Annotated in this window: 17 protein-coding genes; 15 read left to right on the top strand and 2 right to left on the bottom strand. The window is 71.6% G+C overall.

The window, feature by feature from the left end; translation table 11 throughout:
- Positions 1 to 59: 59 nt before the first annotated feature.
- Genes ACFQGU_RS04515 through menD form a run of 3 tightly spaced genes read left to right on the top strand, consistent with a single transcriptional unit; the run spans position 60 to position 3,081 of the window.
- On the top strand, positions 60 to 221 hold the full coding sequence (locus ACFQGU_RS04515) for a hypothetical protein (RefSeq protein WP_386764169.1): 162 nt from the start codon (positions 60 to 62) through the stop codon (positions 219 to 221).
- Positions 218 to 1,228, top strand: coding sequence for an o-succinylbenzoate synthase (locus tag ACFQGU_RS04520; protein ID WP_386764170.1), 1,011 nt, complete (start codon positions 218 to 220; stop codon positions 1,226 to 1,228). The genes ACFQGU_RS04515 and ACFQGU_RS04520 overlap by 4 nt, the downstream gene beginning before the upstream one ends.
- The gene (gene menD, locus ACFQGU_RS04525; protein WP_386764171.1) at positions 1,225 to 3,081 is read left to right on the top strand and encodes a 2-succinyl-5-enolpyruvyl-6-hydroxy-3-cyclohexene-1-carboxylic-acid synthase; all 1,857 of its coding nucleotides are present in this window, start codon (positions 1,225 to 1,227) and stop codon (positions 3,079 to 3,081) included. The genes ACFQGU_RS04520 and menD overlap by 4 nt, the downstream gene beginning before the upstream one ends.
- A 54-nt stretch (positions 3,082 to 3,135) precedes the next feature.
- On the opposite strand, the gene ACFQGU_RS04530 is transcribed toward menD, so the two are convergent.
- Positions 3,136 to 4,443 carry an isochorismate synthase gene (locus tag ACFQGU_RS04530; protein WP_386764172.1) on the bottom strand — a complete coding sequence of 436 codons (1,308 nt, stop codon included), beginning with the start codon at positions 4,441 to 4,443 and terminating at the stop codon, positions 3,136 to 3,138.
- Between the two features lie 308 nt (positions 4,444 to 4,751).
- The gene (locus ACFQGU_RS04535) at positions 4,752 to 5,684 is read right to left on the bottom strand and encodes a hypothetical protein (RefSeq protein ID WP_386764174.1); all 933 of its coding nucleotides are present in this window, start codon (positions 5,682 to 5,684) and stop codon (positions 4,752 to 4,754) included.
- Between the two features lie 569 nt (positions 5,685 to 6,253).
- Here ACFQGU_RS04535 and ACFQGU_RS04540 point away from each other — a divergent pair.
- From ACFQGU_RS04540 to nuoL, 12 genes are all read left to right on the top strand, one after another.
- Positions 6,254 to 6,616: an NADH-quinone oxidoreductase subunit A gene (locus tag ACFQGU_RS04540; protein WP_386764176.1), complete on the top strand. Its 363-nt coding sequence runs from the start codon at positions 6,254 to 6,256 to the stop codon at positions 6,614 to 6,616.
- Between the two features lie 74 nt (positions 6,617 to 6,690).
- The gene (locus ACFQGU_RS04545) at positions 6,691 to 7,245 is read left to right on the top strand and encodes a NuoB/complex I 20 kDa subunit family protein (protein WP_386764178.1); all 555 of its coding nucleotides are present in this window, start codon (positions 6,691 to 6,693) and stop codon (positions 7,243 to 7,245) included.
- A gap of 26 nt (positions 7,246 to 7,271) precedes the next feature.
- Positions 7,272 to 7,964, top strand: coding sequence for an NADH-quinone oxidoreductase subunit C (locus tag ACFQGU_RS04550; protein ID WP_386768148.1), 693 nt, complete (start codon positions 7,272 to 7,274; stop codon positions 7,962 to 7,964).
- On the top strand, positions 7,964 to 9,337 hold the full coding sequence (locus ACFQGU_RS04555; protein WP_386764180.1) for an NADH-quinone oxidoreductase subunit D: 1,374 nt from the start codon (positions 7,964 to 7,966) through the stop codon (positions 9,335 to 9,337). The genes ACFQGU_RS04550 and ACFQGU_RS04555 overlap by 1 nt, the downstream gene beginning before the upstream one ends.
- Before the next feature lie 158 nt (positions 9,338 to 9,495).
- Complete coding sequence (nuoE, locus tag ACFQGU_RS04560) at positions 9,496 to 10,224, top strand: NADH-quinone oxidoreductase subunit NuoE (RefSeq protein ID WP_386764182.1); 729 nt, start codon at positions 9,496 to 9,498, stop codon at positions 10,222 to 10,224.
- Positions 10,225 to 10,227: 3 nt separating this feature from the next.
- Complete coding sequence (gene nuoF, locus ACFQGU_RS04565; protein WP_386764184.1) at positions 10,228 to 11,532, top strand: NADH-quinone oxidoreductase subunit NuoF; 1,305 nt, start codon at positions 10,228 to 10,230, stop codon at positions 11,530 to 11,532.
- Positions 11,529 to 14,012: an NADH-quinone oxidoreductase subunit G gene (locus tag ACFQGU_RS04570; RefSeq protein WP_386764186.1), complete on the top strand. Its 2,484-nt coding sequence runs from the start codon at positions 11,529 to 11,531 to the stop codon at positions 14,010 to 14,012. Before nuoF ends, ACFQGU_RS04570 begins: the two co-directional genes overlap by 4 nt.
- The gene (gene nuoH / locus ACFQGU_RS04575; protein ID WP_386764188.1) at positions 14,009 to 15,388 is read left to right on the top strand and encodes an NADH-quinone oxidoreductase subunit NuoH; all 1,380 of its coding nucleotides are present in this window, start codon (positions 14,009 to 14,011) and stop codon (positions 15,386 to 15,388) included. Before ACFQGU_RS04570 ends, nuoH begins: the two co-directional genes overlap by 4 nt.
- Entirely contained in the window at positions 15,381 to 15,974 is a 594-nt protein-coding gene (gene nuoI / locus ACFQGU_RS04580; RefSeq protein WP_386764190.1) for an NADH-quinone oxidoreductase subunit NuoI, read from the top strand. The genes nuoH and nuoI overlap by 8 nt, the downstream gene beginning before the upstream one ends.
- Positions 15,971 to 16,825, top strand: a complete 855-nt coding sequence (locus ACFQGU_RS04585; RefSeq protein ID WP_386764192.1) for an NADH-quinone oxidoreductase subunit J — start codon at positions 15,971 to 15,973, stop codon at positions 16,823 to 16,825. The genes nuoI and ACFQGU_RS04585 overlap by 4 nt, the downstream gene beginning before the upstream one ends.
- A complete protein-coding gene (nuoK, locus tag ACFQGU_RS04590; RefSeq protein ID WP_386764194.1) occupies positions 16,822 to 17,121 on the top strand; it encodes an NADH-quinone oxidoreductase subunit NuoK in 300 nt (99 codons plus the stop codon). The genes ACFQGU_RS04585 and nuoK overlap by 4 nt, the downstream gene beginning before the upstream one ends.
- A 79-nt stretch (positions 17,122 to 17,200) precedes the next feature.
- Complete coding sequence (nuoL, locus tag ACFQGU_RS04595) at positions 17,201 to 19,066, top strand: NADH-quinone oxidoreductase subunit L (protein WP_386768150.1); 1,866 nt, start codon at positions 17,201 to 17,203, stop codon at positions 19,064 to 19,066.
- Position 19,067: the final 1 nt, after the last annotated feature.

The raw sequence follows: 19,067 nt of genomic DNA on the forward strand, positions 1-19,067 counted from the left end.
GGGTTGTCGGTGCAGGCGCTCTCCCGCGACGGGAGGCGCGGACGAGGCGGAGGACGCGGATGGCCACCGAGGCGCAGCCGACCCCGCCCGTCGACGGCGCGCCGACGCCGGAAGAGCCGACAGCCGACGATGCCCGGGAGCGCACGACGCAGGAGCGGCTCCGGTCGATCGGCGCGCGGGCGAAGTCGATCTGGTGCGGAATCCTGAGCGGCCTCGGATGACCCTCACCGTCGACGAGGCGGTGCCGTTCGCGCTGCCCCTGTCGCGACGTTTCCGTGGCACGACCCTGCGCGAGGGCGTCCTCGTGCGCGTGGGGGACCGGTGGGGCGAGTGGGCGCCGTTCCCCGAGTACGACGACGTCACAGCCGCGCGCTGGCTGCGCGCGGCCCTCGAGCAGGCGCGAGGCGACTGGCCGGACGCCGTCCGCTCGTCGGTGCCGGTCAACGCGATCGTCCCCGCGCTCGACCCGGCCGAGGTCGGCGCGCTGGTGCTCGACGCCGTCCAGGTCGACGGCTGCACCACGATCAAGGTGAAGGTCGGCGAGCCGGGCCAGGTCTTCGCCGCCGACGTCGCCCGCATCGCCGAGGTGCGCGCGGTCCTCGACGCCTGCGGTGCGGCCGAGGCGCTGATCCGGGTCGACGTCAACGGCGCCTGGACCGTCGAGGAGGCCGCCGAGCGACTTGTCGTGCTGGCCGATGTCGCCCTCGGCCTCGAGTACGCCGAGCAGCCGTGCACCACGCTCGCCGAGCTCGCGGACCTGCGCACGCGGATCGACGTGCCGGTTGCGGTGGACGAGGGCGTGCGCCTCGCGGGCGAGCTCTCCGACCCCGCGCTCGACGCAGTCCGCGACGCGGCGGACGTCGTGATCCTCAAGGCCATCCCGCTCGGCGGCGTACGCCGTGCCCTCGAGCTGGCCGAGCGCATCGGTCGACCCGTGACGGTGAGCGGCTCGCTCGACTCCAGCGTGGGTCTCGCGGCGGGTCTCGCGCTGGCCGGCGCCCTGCCCGACCTCGGGCACGCGTGCGGCCTCGGCACCGGACGGCTGCTCGCGGCCGACCTCACCGCGCGCACGCTCCTGCCCGAGGACGGCAGACTGTCGGTCGTGCGCCTCGCCCCCGATCCCGACCGGCTCGCCTCCGCCGCAGCTCTGCTCGCCGACGACCGTCGCGGGTGGTGGGCCGCCCGGCTCGACCGCTGCCTCGCCGTCCTCGAGGAGGGCACCGCATGAACCCCAGCACGGCGATGGCGCGGGTCCTGGTCGACGAGCTCGTCGCCGGGGGGGTGACCGAGGTCGTGCTCGCGCCCGGCAGCCGCAGCGCGGCGCTCGCGATCGCGCTCGCCGAGGCCGATGAGCGCGACGACCTGCGTCTGCACGTGCGCGTGGACGAGCGCAGCGCGGGCTTCCTCGCCCTCGGTCTCGCCAAGGTGGCCAAGGAGCCGGTCGCCGTCGTGACGACCAGCGGCACCGCCGTCGCCAACCTGCTGCCCTCACTGGTGGAGGCGTCGTACGCCGGGGTGCCGGTGATCGTCATCAGCGCAGACCGGCCGGCCGAGCTCCGCGACACCGGTGCGCACCAGACGATCGACCAGGTGAAGATCTTCGGCACCACCGTGCGCTGGTCGACCGAGGTGGCCGTGGCCGAGGCGCGCGTGGGCCAGGTGCGCTACTGGCGCTCGGTCGTGGCGCGCGCGATCTCGGTGGCGACCGAGGTCGGCTCGTCGGGGCCCGTGCACCTCAACGTCGCGTTCCGCGACCCGCTCGTGCCGGACGGCGACGACACCTGGATCGAGCCGCTCGCCCTGGCCGATGCCGACTCCTCGCCGGAGGAGCGGCTGCCCGTCGCGGTCGACGCCCGGCTCGGGATGTCCGCGGCGCAGCCGATCGACGAGATCCTCGCGCTGTTCGCCGGGCCGGACGCCGACCCGGACCACGTCGTCCCCGCCCGCGGAGTCGTGGTGGTCGGCGACCTGTCCGACGTCGAGGCCAGCGACTCCGCCGTCGCCCTGGCCGAGTCGTGCGGCTGGCCGCTCATCGGGGAGCCGAGCGGCAACGCGCGGGTGGGCGACTCGACCGTCGCGCACGGCGCGCTGCTGCTGGCCGACCCGCACTTCGCCGACGAGCACGCGCCCGAGCTCGTGGTCTGCGTCGGGCGCCCGGGGCTCTCGCGCTCGGTCCTCGCGATGATCCGCGACGCCCCGATGGTGATCGTGGCCGACGACCGCGCCGCGGCGTACCGCCCGGACCCCACGCGCAACGCGACGATGTTCGTCTCCGTCGTACCCGAGCCGCCGACGGCGTTCGAGCTGTACGACGACTCCTGGCTCGACGCCTGGCTCGCCGCCGACGCGCGCGCGGACGCGGCGATCACCAAGCGGCTCGACGAGGGCTCGACCCTGACCGGCCCGGACGTCGCGCGCACCCTCTGGGACGTGCTCGACTCCTCGGCGCTGCTGCTGGCGGCGTCCTCCTGGCCGGTGCGGCACCTGGAGTCGTTCGCGCGGGTGCGCGTGGCCGACGAGGCGCCGCTCGTGATCGGCAACCGCGGCGCGTCCGGCATCGACGGCCTGCTCGCGACGGCCTGGGGCGCGGCGCTCGCGCACCAGACCCCGCGCACGGCGATCCACGTGGACGAGGACGGCGTGGCGGAGGTGGTGACCGCGACCGGCGGCACGGCGTACGCGCTGGTCGGCGACCTCGCGTTCCTGCACGACCACAACGGCCTGCTCGCGGGTGACGACGAGCCGCGGCCCGATCTCGTGATCGTCGTCGTCGACAACGACGGCGGGGGGATCTTCGGCCAGCTCGAGCAGGCCGGTACGCCGCACTTCGAGCGGATCTTCGGCACGCCGCTCGGCCTCGACCTCGAGAAGGTCGCGGCGGCGGTCGCGGTCGACCACGTGTGCACCGTGACCGACGTGACGGCGCTGGTGGCCGCGATCGACGAGGCGACGGCCGCGGGCGGCGTACGCGTCGTGGTCGCGAAGGTCGGCGAACGCGGCGACGAGGCCCAGCTGCTGCGCGACCTCCAGACCGACGTCAGCGCCGCCCTCGTCGACCTCGACGACCTCGACACCCCCTAGAACCGCACCCGTGTGCCCTGTGGTGAACTGCCTTGATCGACCCTAGGGGGTGAATCAGGCGGGTTCGAGGGCGTCGCGCATGGCGACGAGCTTGGCCTGGGACTCGGCCAGCTCGGCGTCGGCGTCGGAGCCGGACACCAGGCCGCAGCCGGCGAACAGCCGCAGGCGGTCCTCCGCCTCGATCGCGCCGCAGCGCAGCGCGATCCCGAACTCGCCGTCGCCGCGCGCATCGACCCAGCCGACCGGCCCGGCGTAGCGGCCACGGTCCATGCCCTCGAGCTCGCGGATCACCGCGAACGCGCGCTCGGTGGGCGTGCCGCACACCGCTGCCGTCGGGTGGAGCGACGCCGCCAGCGCGAGCGCCGGTGCGCCGTCGGCCAGGACGCCGCTGACGTCGGTCGCGAGGTGCTGCACGTTCGCGAGGCGGAGCAGGCGCGGCGTCGCGGGGACGTCGAGGTCGGTGCAGTGCGCCGCGAGCGCGAGGGCGACGGAGTTGACGGCGTACTGGTGCTCGGCGTGGTCCTTGGCGGAGTCGAGCAGCGCCTCCGCGAGCGAGGCGTCGTTGGTCGCGTCGGACGAACGACGCATCGTGCCGGCCAGCACGCGCGAGGTGACGGTGTCGCCGATGCGCCGCACGAGCATCTCCGGCGTGGCGCCGAGCAGGCCGTCGACCGAGAACGCCCAGCACGAGGGGTACTTGGTCGCCAGCCGCGTCAGCAGGTGCCGCGGGTCGATGGGGCCGTCGGTGGTGACGACGACGTCGCGCGCGAGCACCACCTTGTCGAGCTCGCCGTCGTCGATCCGGCGGACGGCCTCGGTGACGGCGGACTGCCAGTCGGGCACCGACAGCGTGCCCTCGGAGTAGGCCACGCCGCGCGGGGCCTCGGGCACGATGGTCGGGTGGGCCAGGGCCGCCACCGTCTCGGCGACCGCGTGCCGGGCCTCGCGCGCGCTCGCGGCGACGACGGTCAGCCAGGTGACGCCGTCCCGCCGCCCCACGACCACGCGCGGGACGACGACGACCGACGACCCCGGGGTCGCGTCGAAGGCGAACGACGCGAACGCCACGGCGCCGGAGCCGGGCAGGTGCACGGCGTCCTGCACGTCGGCGTCCGCGACCCAGGTGGCCCACCAGCGCTGGGCCCGCGAGAACCGCTCGGCACCGCCGAACTCGCCCCGCGCCGCCTCGCCCCATCCGACCAGGCCCTGGTCCTCGCCGTGCTCGTCGGTGGTCACCCACGAGGTCGGTGCGAGTCCGCGCGGGAGCAGCGACAGGAGGGGCCGGTCCGCGAACTCGTCCGGGAGGACGACAGTCCGTACGGTGGCCGGCGGAGCCGGCACGGCGACGGGTGCGGTGGACACGCGATTCAGGCTAGGGCCACCTGACCTCCTCGGCAGCACGACGAGGGCGTTACGTGGCGCACGTCATGCCCCTCGCCGCTCCCGTGAGCGTGGGTGCGGGCGTGGGCAGGGGTACGGCGGACGTCGTCGCCCGGCCGTGCGAGCCCCGCCGCGCCGGTGACGGCGGGAGTCCGCCCCGGGTCCTGCGGCCGGCGGGTGCGACGGGCAGCCAGGGGCGCGGAGCAGGCTGGTCGTCGCATCCGCGAGCCGCGGGGCCGTGCGCGGAGCGCTGGTGGGGAGCGCGGGCCGGGCGGTGGCCGGGCCGTGGCTCAGGTGGCCGTCGCCGCCGACACCCGCGTCGCGAGCAGCGTCCCCGTGAGCGTGAAGCCACTGCCGTAGTTGGTTGAGGCACAGCTCAAGGCCAAAGGTGCTGAGGCTGCGGTGATGGAGACGACTGCCGGAGTCAGGGCGATGACGTCGTCGCGAAGGCTGGCCTCAGGGTCCTTCACAGTCGGTGGTTGTGGACTGTTGAGCGTGTTGGGTGGCGCGACGTCGTAGGTACAGGTGAGGACCGAAACGGTTTGGATGCCAGCGCCGTTGGAGGTGAACACATGCCCGGTCACGACGTAGGTGCCGGAGGGGAGGGTGACGGTGGCCAGCGTGTGGGTGTCGCTGGCGGTGTAGACGGTGGCCTCGCCGGTGTCGAGCCAGGCCGGCCCGGTGCCGTCGGCACCGTCGGCCCCGTCGACACCGGCCGGGCCGCGCGGACCGACATCTCCCTGCGGACCGACGTCGCCCTGCGGGCCGGCTGGGCCCTCCGGACCCGTCCCGCCCAGCGGTCCCGCATCGCCCGCGGCACCGGTCGCGCCGGTCGCGCCGGTCGGACCTGTCGCCCCCGTCGTCCCGGTCGCTCCGGTGGCGCCGTCCGATCCGGTCGGCCCGCGGGCACCGGTGGCACCCGCGGCTCCGGAAGCGCCGGTGGCCCCGGCCGGGCCGCGCGCCCCGACCACACGGGTGAGCGTGTACCCCGACGGGCAGCTGCCCGCGGTGGTCGGCGCGACCATCGGCGCACCGCGCTTCAGGCACACCGACAGGGCCGACGTGCTGGTCGCGGCGTCGGCCACCACGACGCCCGCGAGGAGCAGGCCCGCGGCCACACCGGGCACGAGCAGAGCGGCCCGGGTGCGGCGACCGGCTCGGCGTGCGCCCTGCAGCATCGGGGCCGAGGGGGAGGTTCGGGAGGGAAGGTCTTCTCTGGTCATGCCCCTAGGGCACCGCGCGGATGCATCGGGTCGCGCGCCGAGCGCGCGGAACCGGCCGAACTCCCGACGGGGGTCCGCCGACCTGCCGGCGTCGCGGTCCGACCGCTGTCACCCAGACGTCCTAACCGCCCTGAATCCACGCCGTGGATGTGCCCTGCCCGGCGGCCGGACGCGGCCGAGCCGGCACCGATGCAGGGCCGGCTGACTTCCTCGTACCGGGTCGGATCGGCAGGCGTGGCGGGGTACAGTACGCGTGCGCTCGTGAACACGTTCACAAGCGCACGTGCATACCTGACGACCGACGAGGAACCGCGACTCCTGTGGCCATGCAGACCCCGCCTCGGCGCGCAGCCGGCACCGGCGTCGGCGACGCCGACCGCACGGCTGCGGAGGCCGCCGAGACCGGCGTCGGACGGGTCGCGGGAGCGGTCCCGAGACGGGGTCCGGCAGCATGACCGCCCGGGTCCGAGGGTCATTCGGACAGCACTAGGATTCATCAGGTTTGAGATCCACCAGCGTGAGCGAGGCAGCCCGGCGCGAGCGGGGCGACCAGGAGAAGGGGCACTGACGTGGGCGAGGTCTACCTCCCGATCCTGGTCCTCGGCATCCTCGGACTGGCCTTCGGTCTCTTCGCGGTGTTCGCCCCGGTGGTCATCGGCCCCCGCCGCTACAACCGCGCGAAGCTCGACTCCTACGAGTGCGGCATCGACCCCACCCCGCAGCCCATCGGCGGCGGCCGGTTCCCGATCAGGTACTACCTGACGGCGATGCTCTTCATCGTCTTCGACATCGAGATCGTGTTCCTCTACCCGTTCGCGGTCGCGTTCGACCAGCTCGCGCTCTTCGGGCTCATCGAGATGGGCCTGTTCATCATCACCGTCCTCGTGGTCTACGGGTACGTCTGGCGCCGGGGCGGGCTCGAATGGGACTGACGCCCCGCCAGGTCCGCAGCAGCACCACGCACCCCGCACGCACCGCACCCCCCACCGGACAGGAGCGCTAGGACATGGGACTCGAGGAGAGCCTCCCGAGCGGCATCCTGCTCACCACGGTCGAGAAGCTGGCCGGCTACGGCCGGGCCGGGTCGATGTGGCCCGCCACCTTCGGCCTCGCCTGCTGCTCGATCGAGATGATGTCGACGGGCGGTCCGCGCTACGACCTCGCCCGCTTCGGCATGGAGGTGTTCCGCGGCTCGCCGCGCCACGCCGACCTCATGATCGTGGCCGGCCGCGTGAGCCAGAAGATGGCACCGATCGTCCGCCAGATCTACGACCAGATGCCCAACCCCAAGTTCGTGCTCGCGATGGGTGTCTGCGCCTCGAGCGGCGGCATGTTCAACAACTACGCGATCGTCCAGGGCGTCGACCACATCGTGCCCGTCGACGTCTACCTGCCCGGCTGCCCGCCCCGCCCCGAGATGCTGCTCGACGCGATCATGCAGATCCACGAGAAGTCGCGGCAGACCAAGCTCGGCATCAACCGCCAGAACCAGATCACCGAGCTCGAGGAAGCCGCGCTCGTCGCGACCCCGACCTCCGAGATGAAGGGGCTGCTGCGGTGACCGAGTCCCACGACGACACCGCGGGCATCGTCCCGGTCGTGCCGGCCGGCGTCCCGACCCTCCCCGTCGTCGACGTCCGCACCGGCCTCTTCGGCGGCTCGGGCACCGGCGACACCTCCGGCTTCGGCGGCCTCGTCCGCACCATCGAGTTCCCGCCCCCGAGCCCGCGCCCGTTCGGCGGCTGGTACGACGAGGTCGCGGACGAGCTCGACCTCGCGCTCCAGGAGGACGGCCTGTCGTTCGACGCCGCGGTCCTCGCGACGGTGGTGTCGAACGGCGAGATCACGTTCCACGTGCGCGCCGAGCACCTGCTCGCGTTCGTCCAGCGTCTGCGCGACGAGTCCGCGCTGCGCTTCGAGATGTGCCTCGGCGTCTCCGGCGTCCACTACCCGCACATGACGGGCGCGGAGTTCCACGCCGTGTGGCACTTCCAGTCGGTCACGTTCAACCGCCGTATCCGCGTCGAGGTCTCGGCCCCGGCCGAGCACCCGCACGTGCCCAGCATCGTGTCGGTCTACCCGGCCGACGACTGGCACGAGCGCGAGGCGTTCGACATGTTCGGCATCGTCTTCGACGGCCACCCCGGTCTCACCCGCATCCTCATGCCGGACGACTGGTACGGCTTCCCCCAGCGCAAGGACTACCCGCTCGGCGGGATCCCGGTGGAGTACAAGGGCGCCTCCATCCCGCCGCCCGACACGCGGAGGTCGTACACCTGATGGCCGACGTCACCTACGAGTCCGCGTACGACGACATCCTCGGCGAGACCGAGGGTCCCGAGGCGGGCAGCTACGACACCACCGAGGGACGCGTCTACACCGTCACCGGCGGCGACTGGGACGAGGTCCTGGCGCCCGAGTCCGGCGTCAAGGAGCGCGTCGTCGTCAACATGGGCCCCCAGCACCCGTCGACGCACGGCGTGCTGCGCCTCATCCTCGAGATGGAGGGGGAGGTCATCACCGAGGCCCGCTGCGGCATCGGCTACCTCCACACCGGCATCGAGAAGAACCTCGAGTACCGCACCTGGGTGCAGGCCGTGCCCTACGTGACGCGCATGGACTACCTCGCGCCGATCGCCAACGAGGCCGGCTACTGCCTCGCGGTCGAGAAGCTGCTCGGCATCGTCGACAAGGTGCCCGAGCGCGCGCAGCTCATGCGCGTCATCACCCTCGAGCTCAACCGCATGGGGTCGCACCTCGTCGCGCTCGCCACGGGCGGCTTCGAGATGGGCGCGCTCACCGCGATGACCAACGGGTTCCGCGACCGCGAGCTCACCCTCGACCTGCTCGAGATGATCACCGGCCTGCGCATGAACCACGCGTACATCCGCCCCGGCGGCGTCGCGCAGGACATGCCCGAGGGGGGCGTCCGCGACATCCGCGCGGCGATGGACAAGCTCGACCGCCAGCTCGACGGCGTGCCGCAGCTGCTGGTGAACAACAGCGTCTGGATGGACCGCACGTCCGGCATCGGGGTGCTCGACCTCGCCGGCTGCATGGCTCTCGGGATCACCGGCCCGGTGCTGCGCTCGACCGGTCTTCCGTACGACATCCGCAAGAGCGAGCCGTACTTCGGCTACGAGCAGTTCGACTTCGAGGTTCCGACCGAGACCACGAACGACGTCTACGGCCGCTTCCTGATCCGTCTGCGCGAGCTCGACGAGTCCAAGAGGATCATCCGCCAGGCCTGCGACCTCCTCGAGAAGACGCCCGGCCCGGTGATGATCGAGGACAAGAAGATCGGCTGGCCCTCTCAGCTCTCCATCGGCGGAGACGGCATGGGCAACTCCCTCGAGCACATCCGCCACATCATGGGCGAGTCGATGGAGGCGCTGATCCACCACTTCAAGCTGGTCACCGAGGGCTTCCACGTCCCGGCGGGCCAGGCGTTCTCGCTCATCGAGGCGCCGCGGGGCGTCCTCGGGGTGCACGTGGTCAGCGACGGCAGCAACCGTCCGTACCGCGTGCACTTCCGCGACCCGTCGTTCAACAACCTGCAGGCGACGGCGGCGATGTGCGAGGGCGGCCAGGTGGCGGACGTGATCGGTGCGGTGGCGTCGATCGACCCCGTCATGGGCGGTGTGGACAGGTGAGGCGAGGAACGAGCCGAACGGCTCCGCAGCGAGGGGCCGGTGTGGACAGGTGAGGCGAGGAACGAGCCGAACGGCTCCGCACCGAGGGGCCGGTGTGGACAGGTGAGGCGAGGAACGAGCCGAACGGCTCCGCACCGGGATGCCAGGGTCGACCGCTGATGAAGGCGACGGGGGCACGGACAACGACGGACGAGGCGAGAGAGACGACAGTGGACGCAGGACTGACGGAGCAGACCCGCGCCGATGCGGTCGAGCTCGCGGGGCGCTACCCCGAGAGCCGCTCGGCGCTGCTGCCGATGCTGCACCTCGTGCAGTCGGCCGAGGGTCGGGTCACGCCCGCAGGCATCGCGCTGTGCGCGGAGGTCCTCGACCTCACCACCGCCGAGGTGGCCGCCGTCGCGACGTTCTACACGATGTACAAGCGGCACAAGGTGGGTCGCTACCACGTGGGCGTGTGCACCAACACGCTGTGCGCCGTGCTCGGCGGAGACGCGATCTGGACGGCGCTGTCCGAGCGTCTCGGCGTCGGCCACGACGAGGTCACCGCCGACGGCACGATCTCGCTCGAGAGGATCGAGTGCCAGGCTGCCTGCACGCACGCCCCTGTGATGACGGCCAACTGGGAGTTCCTCGACGACATGGACGTCCCGCGCGCCCTCGAGGTCGTCGAGAGGCTCAAGGCCGGCGAGGAGGTCTTCTCCACCCGCGGACCGCGCATCGGGACGTTCGAGGAGATCGAGCGCACGCTCGCGGGCTTCGAGGACGGCCTGGTCGCCGAGGGCCGCACCGATGCCCGGATGACCGCGGGCCTGGAGTACGCCAAGGCCAACGGCATGGCCGCCCCGGCCGGGCCCGCCACCTCGCCGCTCGTGAAGACGGAGGGCTGAGACGTGCCGCTGACCCCGATCCTCACCGCCCACTGGGACGAGGCCGACTCGCACACCCTCGAGGGCTACCGCCGCCACGGCGGCTACGACATGGTCCCCGTGACCTTCGGCGCCCACCCCGACGAGATCATCGCCCTCGTCAAGGAGTCGGGCCTTCGCGGCCGCGGCGGTGCGGGCTTCCCCACCGGCATGAAGTGGGGCTTCGTCCCGCAGAACGACGGCAAGCCGCACTACCTCGTGATCAACGCCGACGAGTCCGAGCCGGGTGCCTGCAAGGACATCCCGCTCATGATGGCCAACCCGCACTCCCTCGTGGAGGGCTGCATCCACGCGTCGTACGCGATCCGCGCCAACTACGCGTTCATCTACATCCGCGGCGAGGTGCCGCACGTGATCCGCCGCGTCACCGCCGCCGTGCGCGAGGCGTACGCCGCCGGGTTCCTCGGCAAGGACATCCTCGGATCGGGCTTCGACCTCGACATCGTCGTCCACTCGGGCGCGGGCGCCTACATCTGCGGCGAGGAGACCGCGCTCCTCGACTCGCTCGAGGGCCGCCGCGGCCAGCCGCGCCTGAAGCCGCCGTTCCCCGCGGTGGCCGGCCTGTACGCCGCGCCCACGGTCATCAACAACGCCGAGACGATCGCCAACATCCCCACGATCGTGCGCAACGGCGCCGAGTGGTTCAAGCAGTTCGGCACCGAGAAGTCGCCGGGCTTCAAGCTGTTCGCGGTGTCGGGCCACGTCCAGCGCCCGGGCATCTACGAGGCGCCGCTCGGCACCACGATGCGCGAGCTGCTCGAGTACGCCGGCGGCATGCGCGAGGGCCACGAGCTGAAGTTCTGGATCCCTGGCGGCTCGTCCGTGCCGATGCTGCTCCCCGAGCACCTCGACACCCCGCTGACCTACGAGGACATGGCGGGCCTCGGCACGATGCTCGGCACGGGCACCCCGATGGTCTTCGACGAGACCACGAGCGTCGTGCGGGCGATCAGCCGCTGGATCCACTTCTACAAGCACGAGTCGTGCGGCAAGTGCACGCCGTGCCGCGAGGGCACGTTCTGGCTCGACCAGATGCTCGTGCGCTTCGAGAACGGCACCGCGGCGGAGGTCGACATCGACACCGTCGACGACATCTGCAAGCAGATCTCGGGCCGTTCGTTCTGCGCTCTCGGGGATGCGGCCGCGACGCCGTACGCCCCGGCGCTCAAGTACTTCCGCGAGGAGTTCCTCGCGGGGACCCACACCCCGGCCGACCAGCTCTTCGATCCGGTCGCCGCCACCGTCTTCGCCGGAGCTGCAGCGCGATGACCGTCACCTCATCGGGGCCGAACGCTCCCGCCACCACGCCGACCGACGGTGTCACGATCACCGTCGACGGCATCGACGTCGTCGTGCCCAAGGGCACGCTCGTCATCCGCGCCGCCGAGCAGCTCGGCATCGCCGTGCCGCGCTTCTGCGACCACCCGCTGCTCGACCCGGTCGCGGCGTGCCGCATGTGCCTGGTCGAGATCGAGGGCCAGCCCAAGCCTCAGCCCGCGTGCGCCATGACGGCCACCGAGGGCATGAAGGTCAAGACCCAGGTCACGTCCGAGATCGCCGAGGAGGCGCAGCAGGGCGTGATGGAGTTCCTCCTCATCAACCACCCGCTCGACTGCCCCGTCTGCGACAAGGGCGGCGAGTGCCCGCTGCAGAACCAGGCCATGTCGGCCGGCCGCGGCGAGTCCCGCTTCGACGCCGTGAAGCGCACGTTCCCCAAGCCGATCAACGTCTCGGCGCAGATCCTGCTGGACCGCGAGCGCTGCGTCTCCTGCGCGCGCTGCACGCGCTTCGCCGAGCAGATCGCCGGCGACCCGTTCATCGACCTCCTCGAGCGCGGTGCCCAGCAGCAGGTCGGCATCTCCTCCGACCAGCCGTTCGACTCGTACTTCTCCGGCAACACCGTGCAGATCTGCCCCGTCGGTGCGCTCACGAGCGCGAAGTACCGCTTCCGCTCGCGCCCCTTCGACCTCGTCTCGACCCCGACCGTCTGCGAGCACTGCGCCTCGGGCTGCAGCCTGCGCACCGACGTGCGTCGCGAGACGATCATGCGCCGCCTGGCGTGGGACGAGCCCGCGGTGAACGAGGAGTGGAACTGCGACAAGGGCCGCTTCGCGTTCGGGCACCTGCAGGACGGCCGCATCGAGCACCCGCTCGTCCGTGAGGCCGACGGCATCCTCGTCACCGCGTCCTGGCCCGAGGCCATCACGATCGCCGCCGAGGGCCTGCGTGCCGCAGGTGCCGCGACGGCGGTGCTGCCCGGTGGCCGGCTCACCGTCGAGGACGCCTACGCCTGGGCGAAGTTCGCCCGCGTCGCCCTCGGCACCGACGACATCGACTTCCGTGCGCGTCCGGCGTCCGCCGAGGAGTCCGCGTTCCTCGCCGCCGTGGTGGCCGGTCGTCCGACGGGTCCGACGTACGCCGACCTCGAGGCTGCTCCGGTCGTCGTGCTCGCCGGGCTCGACGCCGAGGACGAGTCTCCGATGGTCTTCCTGCGCCTGCGCAAGGCTGCGCGCACCCAGGGCGTGCAGGTCTTCTCGGTCGCCCCGTTCGCCTCGGCCGGTGTCACCAAGGCCAAGGGCAAGGTGCTCGCGACCGCGCCGGGCGCCGAGGCGGCCACGCTCGACTCGCTCGCCGACGAGGCAGGGCAGAGCGGCGACCTCGCTGCCGCTGCCGCACTGCTGCGCCAGCCGGGCGCCGTCGTCCTGGTGGGCGAGCGCCTCGCGCAGTCCGCAGGTGCGCTGTCCGCCGCCGCCCGGCTCGTCGCGGCCACCGGCGCCTCGCTCGGCTGGGTCCCGCGCCGTGCGGGCGAGCGCGGTGCGCTCGACGCCGGTGCCCTCACCGGCCTGCTGCCGGGTGGCCGTCCGCTCGCGAACGACACCGCGCGTGCCCAGGTGGCAGCGGTCTGGGGCGTCGACCCCGCATCGCTCCCCACCGAGACCGGCCGTTCGCTGGCCGAGGTCGTCGAGGCGGTCACCGCCGACCGCGACGCCCTTTCTGCAGCCTCCGACCCGTCCGAGGTCGACCGCTCCGTGAAGGCGCTGCTGGTGGGCGGCGTCGAGGCCGCCGACCTCGCCGACCCCGCAGGCTTCCTCGCCGCCGTCGAGTCGGTGCCGTTCGTGGTGTCGCTCGAGCAGCGGCACTCGGAGGTCACCGCCCTCGCCGACGTCGTCCTCCCGGTCGGTACCGCCGCCGAGAAGGCAGGCACCTACCTCGACTGGGAGGGGCGTCCGCGCCAGTTCGCCCGCGTGTTCACCTCCTCGCTCGCGCTGTCCGACGCCCGCGTCCTCGCGATGCTCGCCGACGAGGCCGACATCGACTTCGGCCGCGGCGACGTCGCGGCGCTGCGCGCCGAGATCGCCGCGATCGGCGCCTGGGACGGCGAGCGCGCCGAGGCCCCGAGCGTGGCACCCGCCGCGACGCCCGAGGTGGGCGACGGCGAGGCCGTCCTCGCCACCTGGCGCCAGCTCCTCGACCACGGACTCCTGCAGGAGGGCGACCCCTACCTGCAGGCGACCGCGCGCACCGCGGTGGCACGCGTGTCGCAAGCGACGGCCGAGCGCGTCGGCGCCGTCGACGGGGGCGGGCTCACGGTGTCGACCGACTCCGGCTCGCTCACCCTTCCCGTGGTGGTCACCGCGATGCCGGACGGCGTCGTCTGGCTCCCGGCCAACTCCGACGGGTCCACGCCGCGCGCCACCCTCGGCGCCGGCCATGGCGATGTCGTGCGCATCGCAGGAGGTGCGGCGTGAACGCTCTGGCTGCGGCAGCGGGCGACCTGTCCATCTTCGGGCAGGACCCGTTCTGGCTCACCCTCATCAAGTGCCTGGTCGTCTTCCTCGCGCTGATCCTGCTCACGCTCTTCACGACGTGGTTCGAGCGCAAGGTCGTCGCGCGCATGCAGCAGCGCTCCGGCCCGAACCGCTGGGGCCCCTTCGGCCTTCTGACGCCGATCTACGACGGCATCAAGCTCGCCCTCAAGGAGGGCATCACCCCGGCGAACTCCGACAAGCTCGTCTACCTGATCGCACCGGCGATCTCGGCCATCTCGGCGTTCCTGGTGTTCGCGGTGATCCCGGTCGGGCCGGTCGTGTCGATCTTCGGAGTCGAGACCCCGCTGCAGCTCACCGACTTCCCCGTGTCGGTGCTCTACGTCCTGGCGATCGCCTCGATCGGCATCTACGGCATCGTGCTCGCCGGTTGGTCGTCGGGCTCGACGTACTCCCTCCTCGGCGGCCTGCGCTCGAGCGCCCAGATGATCTCGTACGAGATCGCGATGGGCCTGTCGTTCGTGGCGGTGTTCCTCTACTCGAGCTCCGCGTCGACCTCGCAGATCGTGGCCAAGCAGGCCGAGACGTTCTCCCTCGGCGGCCTCGAGCTCAACAGCTGGTTCGCGCTGCTGCTGCCGGTGTCGTTCGTGATCTACCTGATCGCGATGGTGGGCGAGACCAACCGCGCTCCGTTCGACCTCCCCGAGGCCGAGGGCGAGCTCGTCGCCGGGTACTTCACCGAGTACTCCGGTCTGCGCTGGGCGTCGTTCTACCTCGCCGAGTACATCAACATGATCAACGTGTCGGCCGTGGCCACCACGCTGTTCCTCGGCGGCTGGGCGATGCCCGCACCGATCTCCACCATCTGGCCCGGCGCCAACGAGGGCTGGTGGCCGGTCCTGTGGTTCGTCCTCAAGATCTACGCGATGCTCTTCGTGTTCGTCTGGCTCCGCGGCACGCTGCCGCGCCTGCGCTACGACCAGTTCATGAAGTTCGGCTGGCGCGTGCTGATCCCCGTGTCGATCGTGTGGATCCTGCTCGTGGCCTCGGTCCGCGCCCTCACGAACCAGTCCGACTTCGAGCTGCGTCCGTTCCTCCTCTGGGGCGGACTCATCCTCGCGGTGGTGGCGGTGTTCGCGTTCGTCCTCGACGTGCGAGGCGGCTCGAAGACGGACGACGACGCCGAGCCCGAACCGTTCGACCCGTTCGCGGGCGGTCACCCCGTCCCGCCCCTGCCCGGTCAGGAGCTCATCGTGACCCGTCGCGCCAAGGCGACCGTCACCACAGCCGTCACCGCCCGGGACTCCACGTCCCAGGCTGATGCCGGCACCGAGGGGGAGGAGAGCGCCCATGAGTGACGAGCGCCGGTTCTTCCGCGGGTTCGGTGTGCCGTTCACCCAGATGTTCAAGCGGGTGGTCACCGAGCAGTACCCGGACGTCAAGACGCCGGTCCGCCCGCGCTACCACGGCCGCCACCAGCTCAACCGTCATCCCGACGGCCTCGAGAAGTGCGTCGGCTGCGAGCTGTGCGCGTGGGCCTGCCCCGCGGACGCGATCTACGTCGAGGGCGCGGACAACACCGAGTCCGAGCGCTTCAGCCCCGGCGAGCGCTACGGCCGCGTCTACCAGATCAACTACCTGCGCTGCATCTTCTGCGGCCTGTGCATCGAGGCGTGCCCGACCCGCGCGCTCACGATGACCAACGAGTACGAGCTCGCCGACGACAACCGCCAGGACCTCATCTACGAGAAGAAGGACCTGCTGGGCCCGCTCCTCCCCGGGATGGCGGCGCCGCCGCACGCGATGGTGCCGGGGACGACCGAGACCGACTACTACCTCGGCAAGGTCACGGGTGCTGTCGCGGTGCAGATCGGCGAGGTCGAGGCCCGCCGCGCCGGCACCTGGACCGGTCCCGCGGCCGACGACGAAGAGGTGACCGCATGACCTCGCTCCTCTCGGCCGTCGAGACCACCGGCAACACCGGCGAGCAGATCGTGTTCTGGATCTGCGCGTTCGTGGCTGTCGCCGGCGCGCTCGGCATGCTGCTGTCGAAGAAGGCGGTGCACAGCGCGCTGTCGATCGCCGCGACGATGATCAGCCTGGCCGTCCTCTACGTCGCTCTCGAGGGCCCGTTCCTCGGCATGGTGCAGATCATCGTCTACACCGGCGCCGTCATGATGCTGTTCCTCTTCGTGCTCATGATCGTCGGCGTCGACTCCAACGACTCGCTCGTGGAGACGATCAAGGGTCAGCGCGCGGCTGCGGTGCTCTTCGCGCTGGGCTTCGCCGGCCTGCTCGTCACGGGCGTCGGCTCGGCCATGGTCTCGGACGCGCAGGGCCTCGGCGTCGCCAACACGGTCGACGGCGGCAACGTCCAGGGCATCGCGCGGCTGATCTTCGGCCGCTACGTCCTCGCCTTCGAGGTCACCTCGGCGCTGCTCATCACCGCAGCCCTCGGCGCGATGGTGCTCGCCCACCGCGAGCGCGCCACGCCGCGCAAGACCCAGGCCGAGCTGGCGGCCGAGCGCGTGCGCTCCGGCCACGCCCAGAACCTCCCCGGCCCCGGCGTCTACGCCCGCCACAACGCGGTCGGCACCCCGGCGCTGCTGCCCGACGGCACGCCCACCGACCGCTCGGTGCCCGAGCCGCTGCGCGGCGTGAGCGAGCGGGTCGGCGTCGACCACGCGGACACGCGCCGCGTCAACGCGCTCGCCCAGGGCGGCGCGGTCGGCGAGGACCCCGAGCACCCGCTCGGTGCCGAGGACATCGCCCACGAGGAAGGCGGTCACCGATGAACCCGTCGAACTACCTCTACCTCTCGGCGATCCTGTTCAGCATCGGTGCGCTCGGCGTGCTGGTGCGACGCAACGCGATCGTGGTGTTCATGTGCGTCGAGCTCATGCTCAACGCGTCGAACCTCGCGTTCGTCTCGTTCGCCCGGGTCCACGGCAACCTCGACGGCCAGGTCATCGCGTTCTTCGTGATGGTGGTCGCGGCAGCCGAGGTCGTGATCGGTCTCGCGATCATCATGACGATCTTCCGTACCCGCCGGTCGGCCTCGGTCGACGAAGCCAACCTGCTGAAGTACTAAGGGGTCTGACGTCGTGTCACCGTTCTCGGGCGGGCTCGCCACCGTCGCCGAGGTCGCCACAGCGACCGAGGCGAGCGGGGTGTTCGCGCTGACCTGGCTGCTCGTCGGGCTGCCGTTGCTGGGAGCCGCCGTGCTCCTGCTCGGCGGTCGGCGCACCGACCGCTGGGGCCACTGGCTCGGCGTGCTCATGTCCGGCGGCTCGTTCGTCGTCGCCGTCCTCATCTTCTTCGGCATGCTCGGCCGGAGCCCGGAGGACCGCACGATCACCCAGCACCTCTTCGACTGGATCGCGGTCGGCACGTTCAACGTGCCGTTCGACCTGCGTGTCGACCAGCTGTCGATGACCTTCGTGCTGCTGATCACCGGGGTCGGCACGTTGATCCACATCTACTCCGTCGGCTACATGAGCCACGACCACGACCGTCGTCGCTTCTTCGCCTACCTCAACCTGTTCGTCGCGTCGATGCTCCTGCTCGTCCTCGCGAACAACTACCTCCTCCTCTACGTCGGGTGGGAGGGCGTCGGTCTCGCGTCGTACCTGCTGATCGGCTTCTGGTTCTACAAGGACTCCGCGGCCGTCGCGTCGAAGAAGGCCTTCGTCGTCAACCGCGTCGGCGACGTCGGCCTGTCGCTCGCCGTGATGCTGATGTTCGTCACCTTCGGATCGGTCACGTTCGACGGCGTCCTCACCAACGCGGCGAGCGCGAGCGAGTCGCAGCTGACCTGGATCGGCCTCGCCCTCCTGCTCGCGGCGTGCGGCAAGTCGGCGCAGTTCCCGCTGCAGTCGTGGCTGCTCGACGCGATGGAGGGCCCGACCCCGGTCTCGGCCCTCATCCACGCGGCGACGATGGTCACCGCCGGCGTCTACCTGATCGCGCGCTCGAACGCGATCTTCGACGCCGCCCCGACCGCGCAGACCGCCGTGGTGATCATCGGTGCGATCACGCTCCTCATGGGTGCGGTGATCGGGTCGGCGAAGGACGACATCAAGAAGGCCCTCGCCGGATCGACGATGAGCCAGATCGGCTACATGGTGCTGGCCGCGGGTCTCGGCCCGGTCGGCTACGTGTTCGCGATCTTCCACCTGCTCACGCACGGCTTCTTCAAGGCCACGATGTTCCTCGGTGCGGGCTCGGTCATGCACGGCATGAACGACAACGTGAACATGCGCAGGTACGGCGGGCTCCGTGCGGTCATGGTGGTCACCTGGATCACGTTCATGGCCGGCTACCTCGCCATCCTCGGCATCCCGCCGTTCGCAGGCTTCTTCTCCAAGGACAAGATCATCGAGGCGGCGTTCTCCGCGAACACGCTCACGGGCCTGGTCACGCTGCTCGGCGCGGGCATCACGGCGTTCTACATGACCCGCCTCGTGGCGATGACCTTCTTCGGGAAGGCCCGCTGGGAGGACGACGCGCACCCGCACGAGTCGCCCGGCATCATGACCGGCCCGATCGCGGTGCTGGCGTTCCTCTCGACCGTCGGCGGCTTCCTGCTCGCCTTCAACAACACGATCGAGCACTGGCTCGAGCCGGTGCTGCCGTTCGAGGAGCCCGTCCTCCCGGTGCCGATCGCGGTCCTCACGTTCGTGACGCTCGCCGTGGTGGTCGTCGGCGCCGTGCTCGGCTGGGTGCTCTACGCCCGCCGGTCCGTCCCGGTCGTGGCGCCCGCGGGCAACGTGCTGACACGCGCCGCCCGCGCCGACCTCTACGGCGACGCGTTCAACGAGGCGGTGTTCATGCGCCCGGGCCAGTACCTCACCCGGTGGCTGGTCTGGTTCGACAACCGCGTGGTCGACGGCGTCGTCAACGGCGTCGCGGCGACGATCGGCGGTCTCTCCGGCCGGTCGAGGCGCCTGCAGACGGGCTTCACGCGCTCGTACGCGCTGTCCATGCTCGGCGGTGCCGCTCTCGTGGTCTTCGCCCTCGTCCTGGTGAGGCTGTAGC

It is taken from the genome of Longivirga aurantiaca (assembly GCF_042660085.1).
GTDB classification, from domain to species: domain Bacteria; phylum Actinomycetota; class Actinomycetes; order S36-B12; family CAIYMF01; genus Longivirga; species Longivirga aurantiaca.

Excerpts from the sequence above, each read along its gene's own strand:
- ACFQGU_RS04515 (WP_386764169.1), top strand. The coding sequence starts at position 60 with ATGGCCACCGAGGCGCAGCCGACCCCGCCCGTCGACGGCGCGCCGACG.
- ACFQGU_RS04520 (WP_386764170.1), top strand. The coding sequence starts at position 218 with ATGACCCTCACCGTCGACGAGGCGGTGCCGTTCGCGCTGCCCCTGTCG.
- menD (WP_386764171.1), top strand. The coding sequence starts at position 1,225 with ATGAACCCCAGCACGGCGATGGCGCGGGTCCTGGTCGACGAGCTCGTC.
- ACFQGU_RS04535 (WP_386764174.1), bottom strand. The coding sequence starts at position 5,684 with ATGACCAGAGAAGACCTTCCCTCCCGAACCTCCCCCTCGGCCCCGATG.
- ACFQGU_RS04545 (WP_386764178.1), top strand. The coding sequence starts at position 6,691 with ATGGGACTCGAGGAGAGCCTCCCGAGCGGCATCCTGCTCACCACGGTC.
- ACFQGU_RS04555 (WP_386764180.1), top strand. The coding sequence starts at position 7,964 with ATGGCCGACGTCACCTACGAGTCCGCGTACGACGACATCCTCGGCGAG.
- nuoE (WP_386764182.1), top strand. The coding sequence starts at position 9,496 with ATGAAGGCGACGGGGGCACGGACAACGACGGACGAGGCGAGAGAGACG.
- ACFQGU_RS04570 (WP_386764186.1), top strand. The coding sequence starts at position 11,529 with ATGACCGTCACCTCATCGGGGCCGAACGCTCCCGCCACCACGCCGACC.
- nuoI (WP_386764190.1), top strand. The coding sequence starts at position 15,381 with ATGAGTGACGAGCGCCGGTTCTTCCGCGGGTTCGGTGTGCCGTTCACC.
- ACFQGU_RS04585 (WP_386764192.1), top strand. The coding sequence starts at position 15,971 with ATGACCTCGCTCCTCTCGGCCGTCGAGACCACCGGCAACACCGGCGAG.
- nuoK (WP_386764194.1), top strand. The coding sequence starts at position 16,822 with ATGAACCCGTCGAACTACCTCTACCTCTCGGCGATCCTGTTCAGCATC.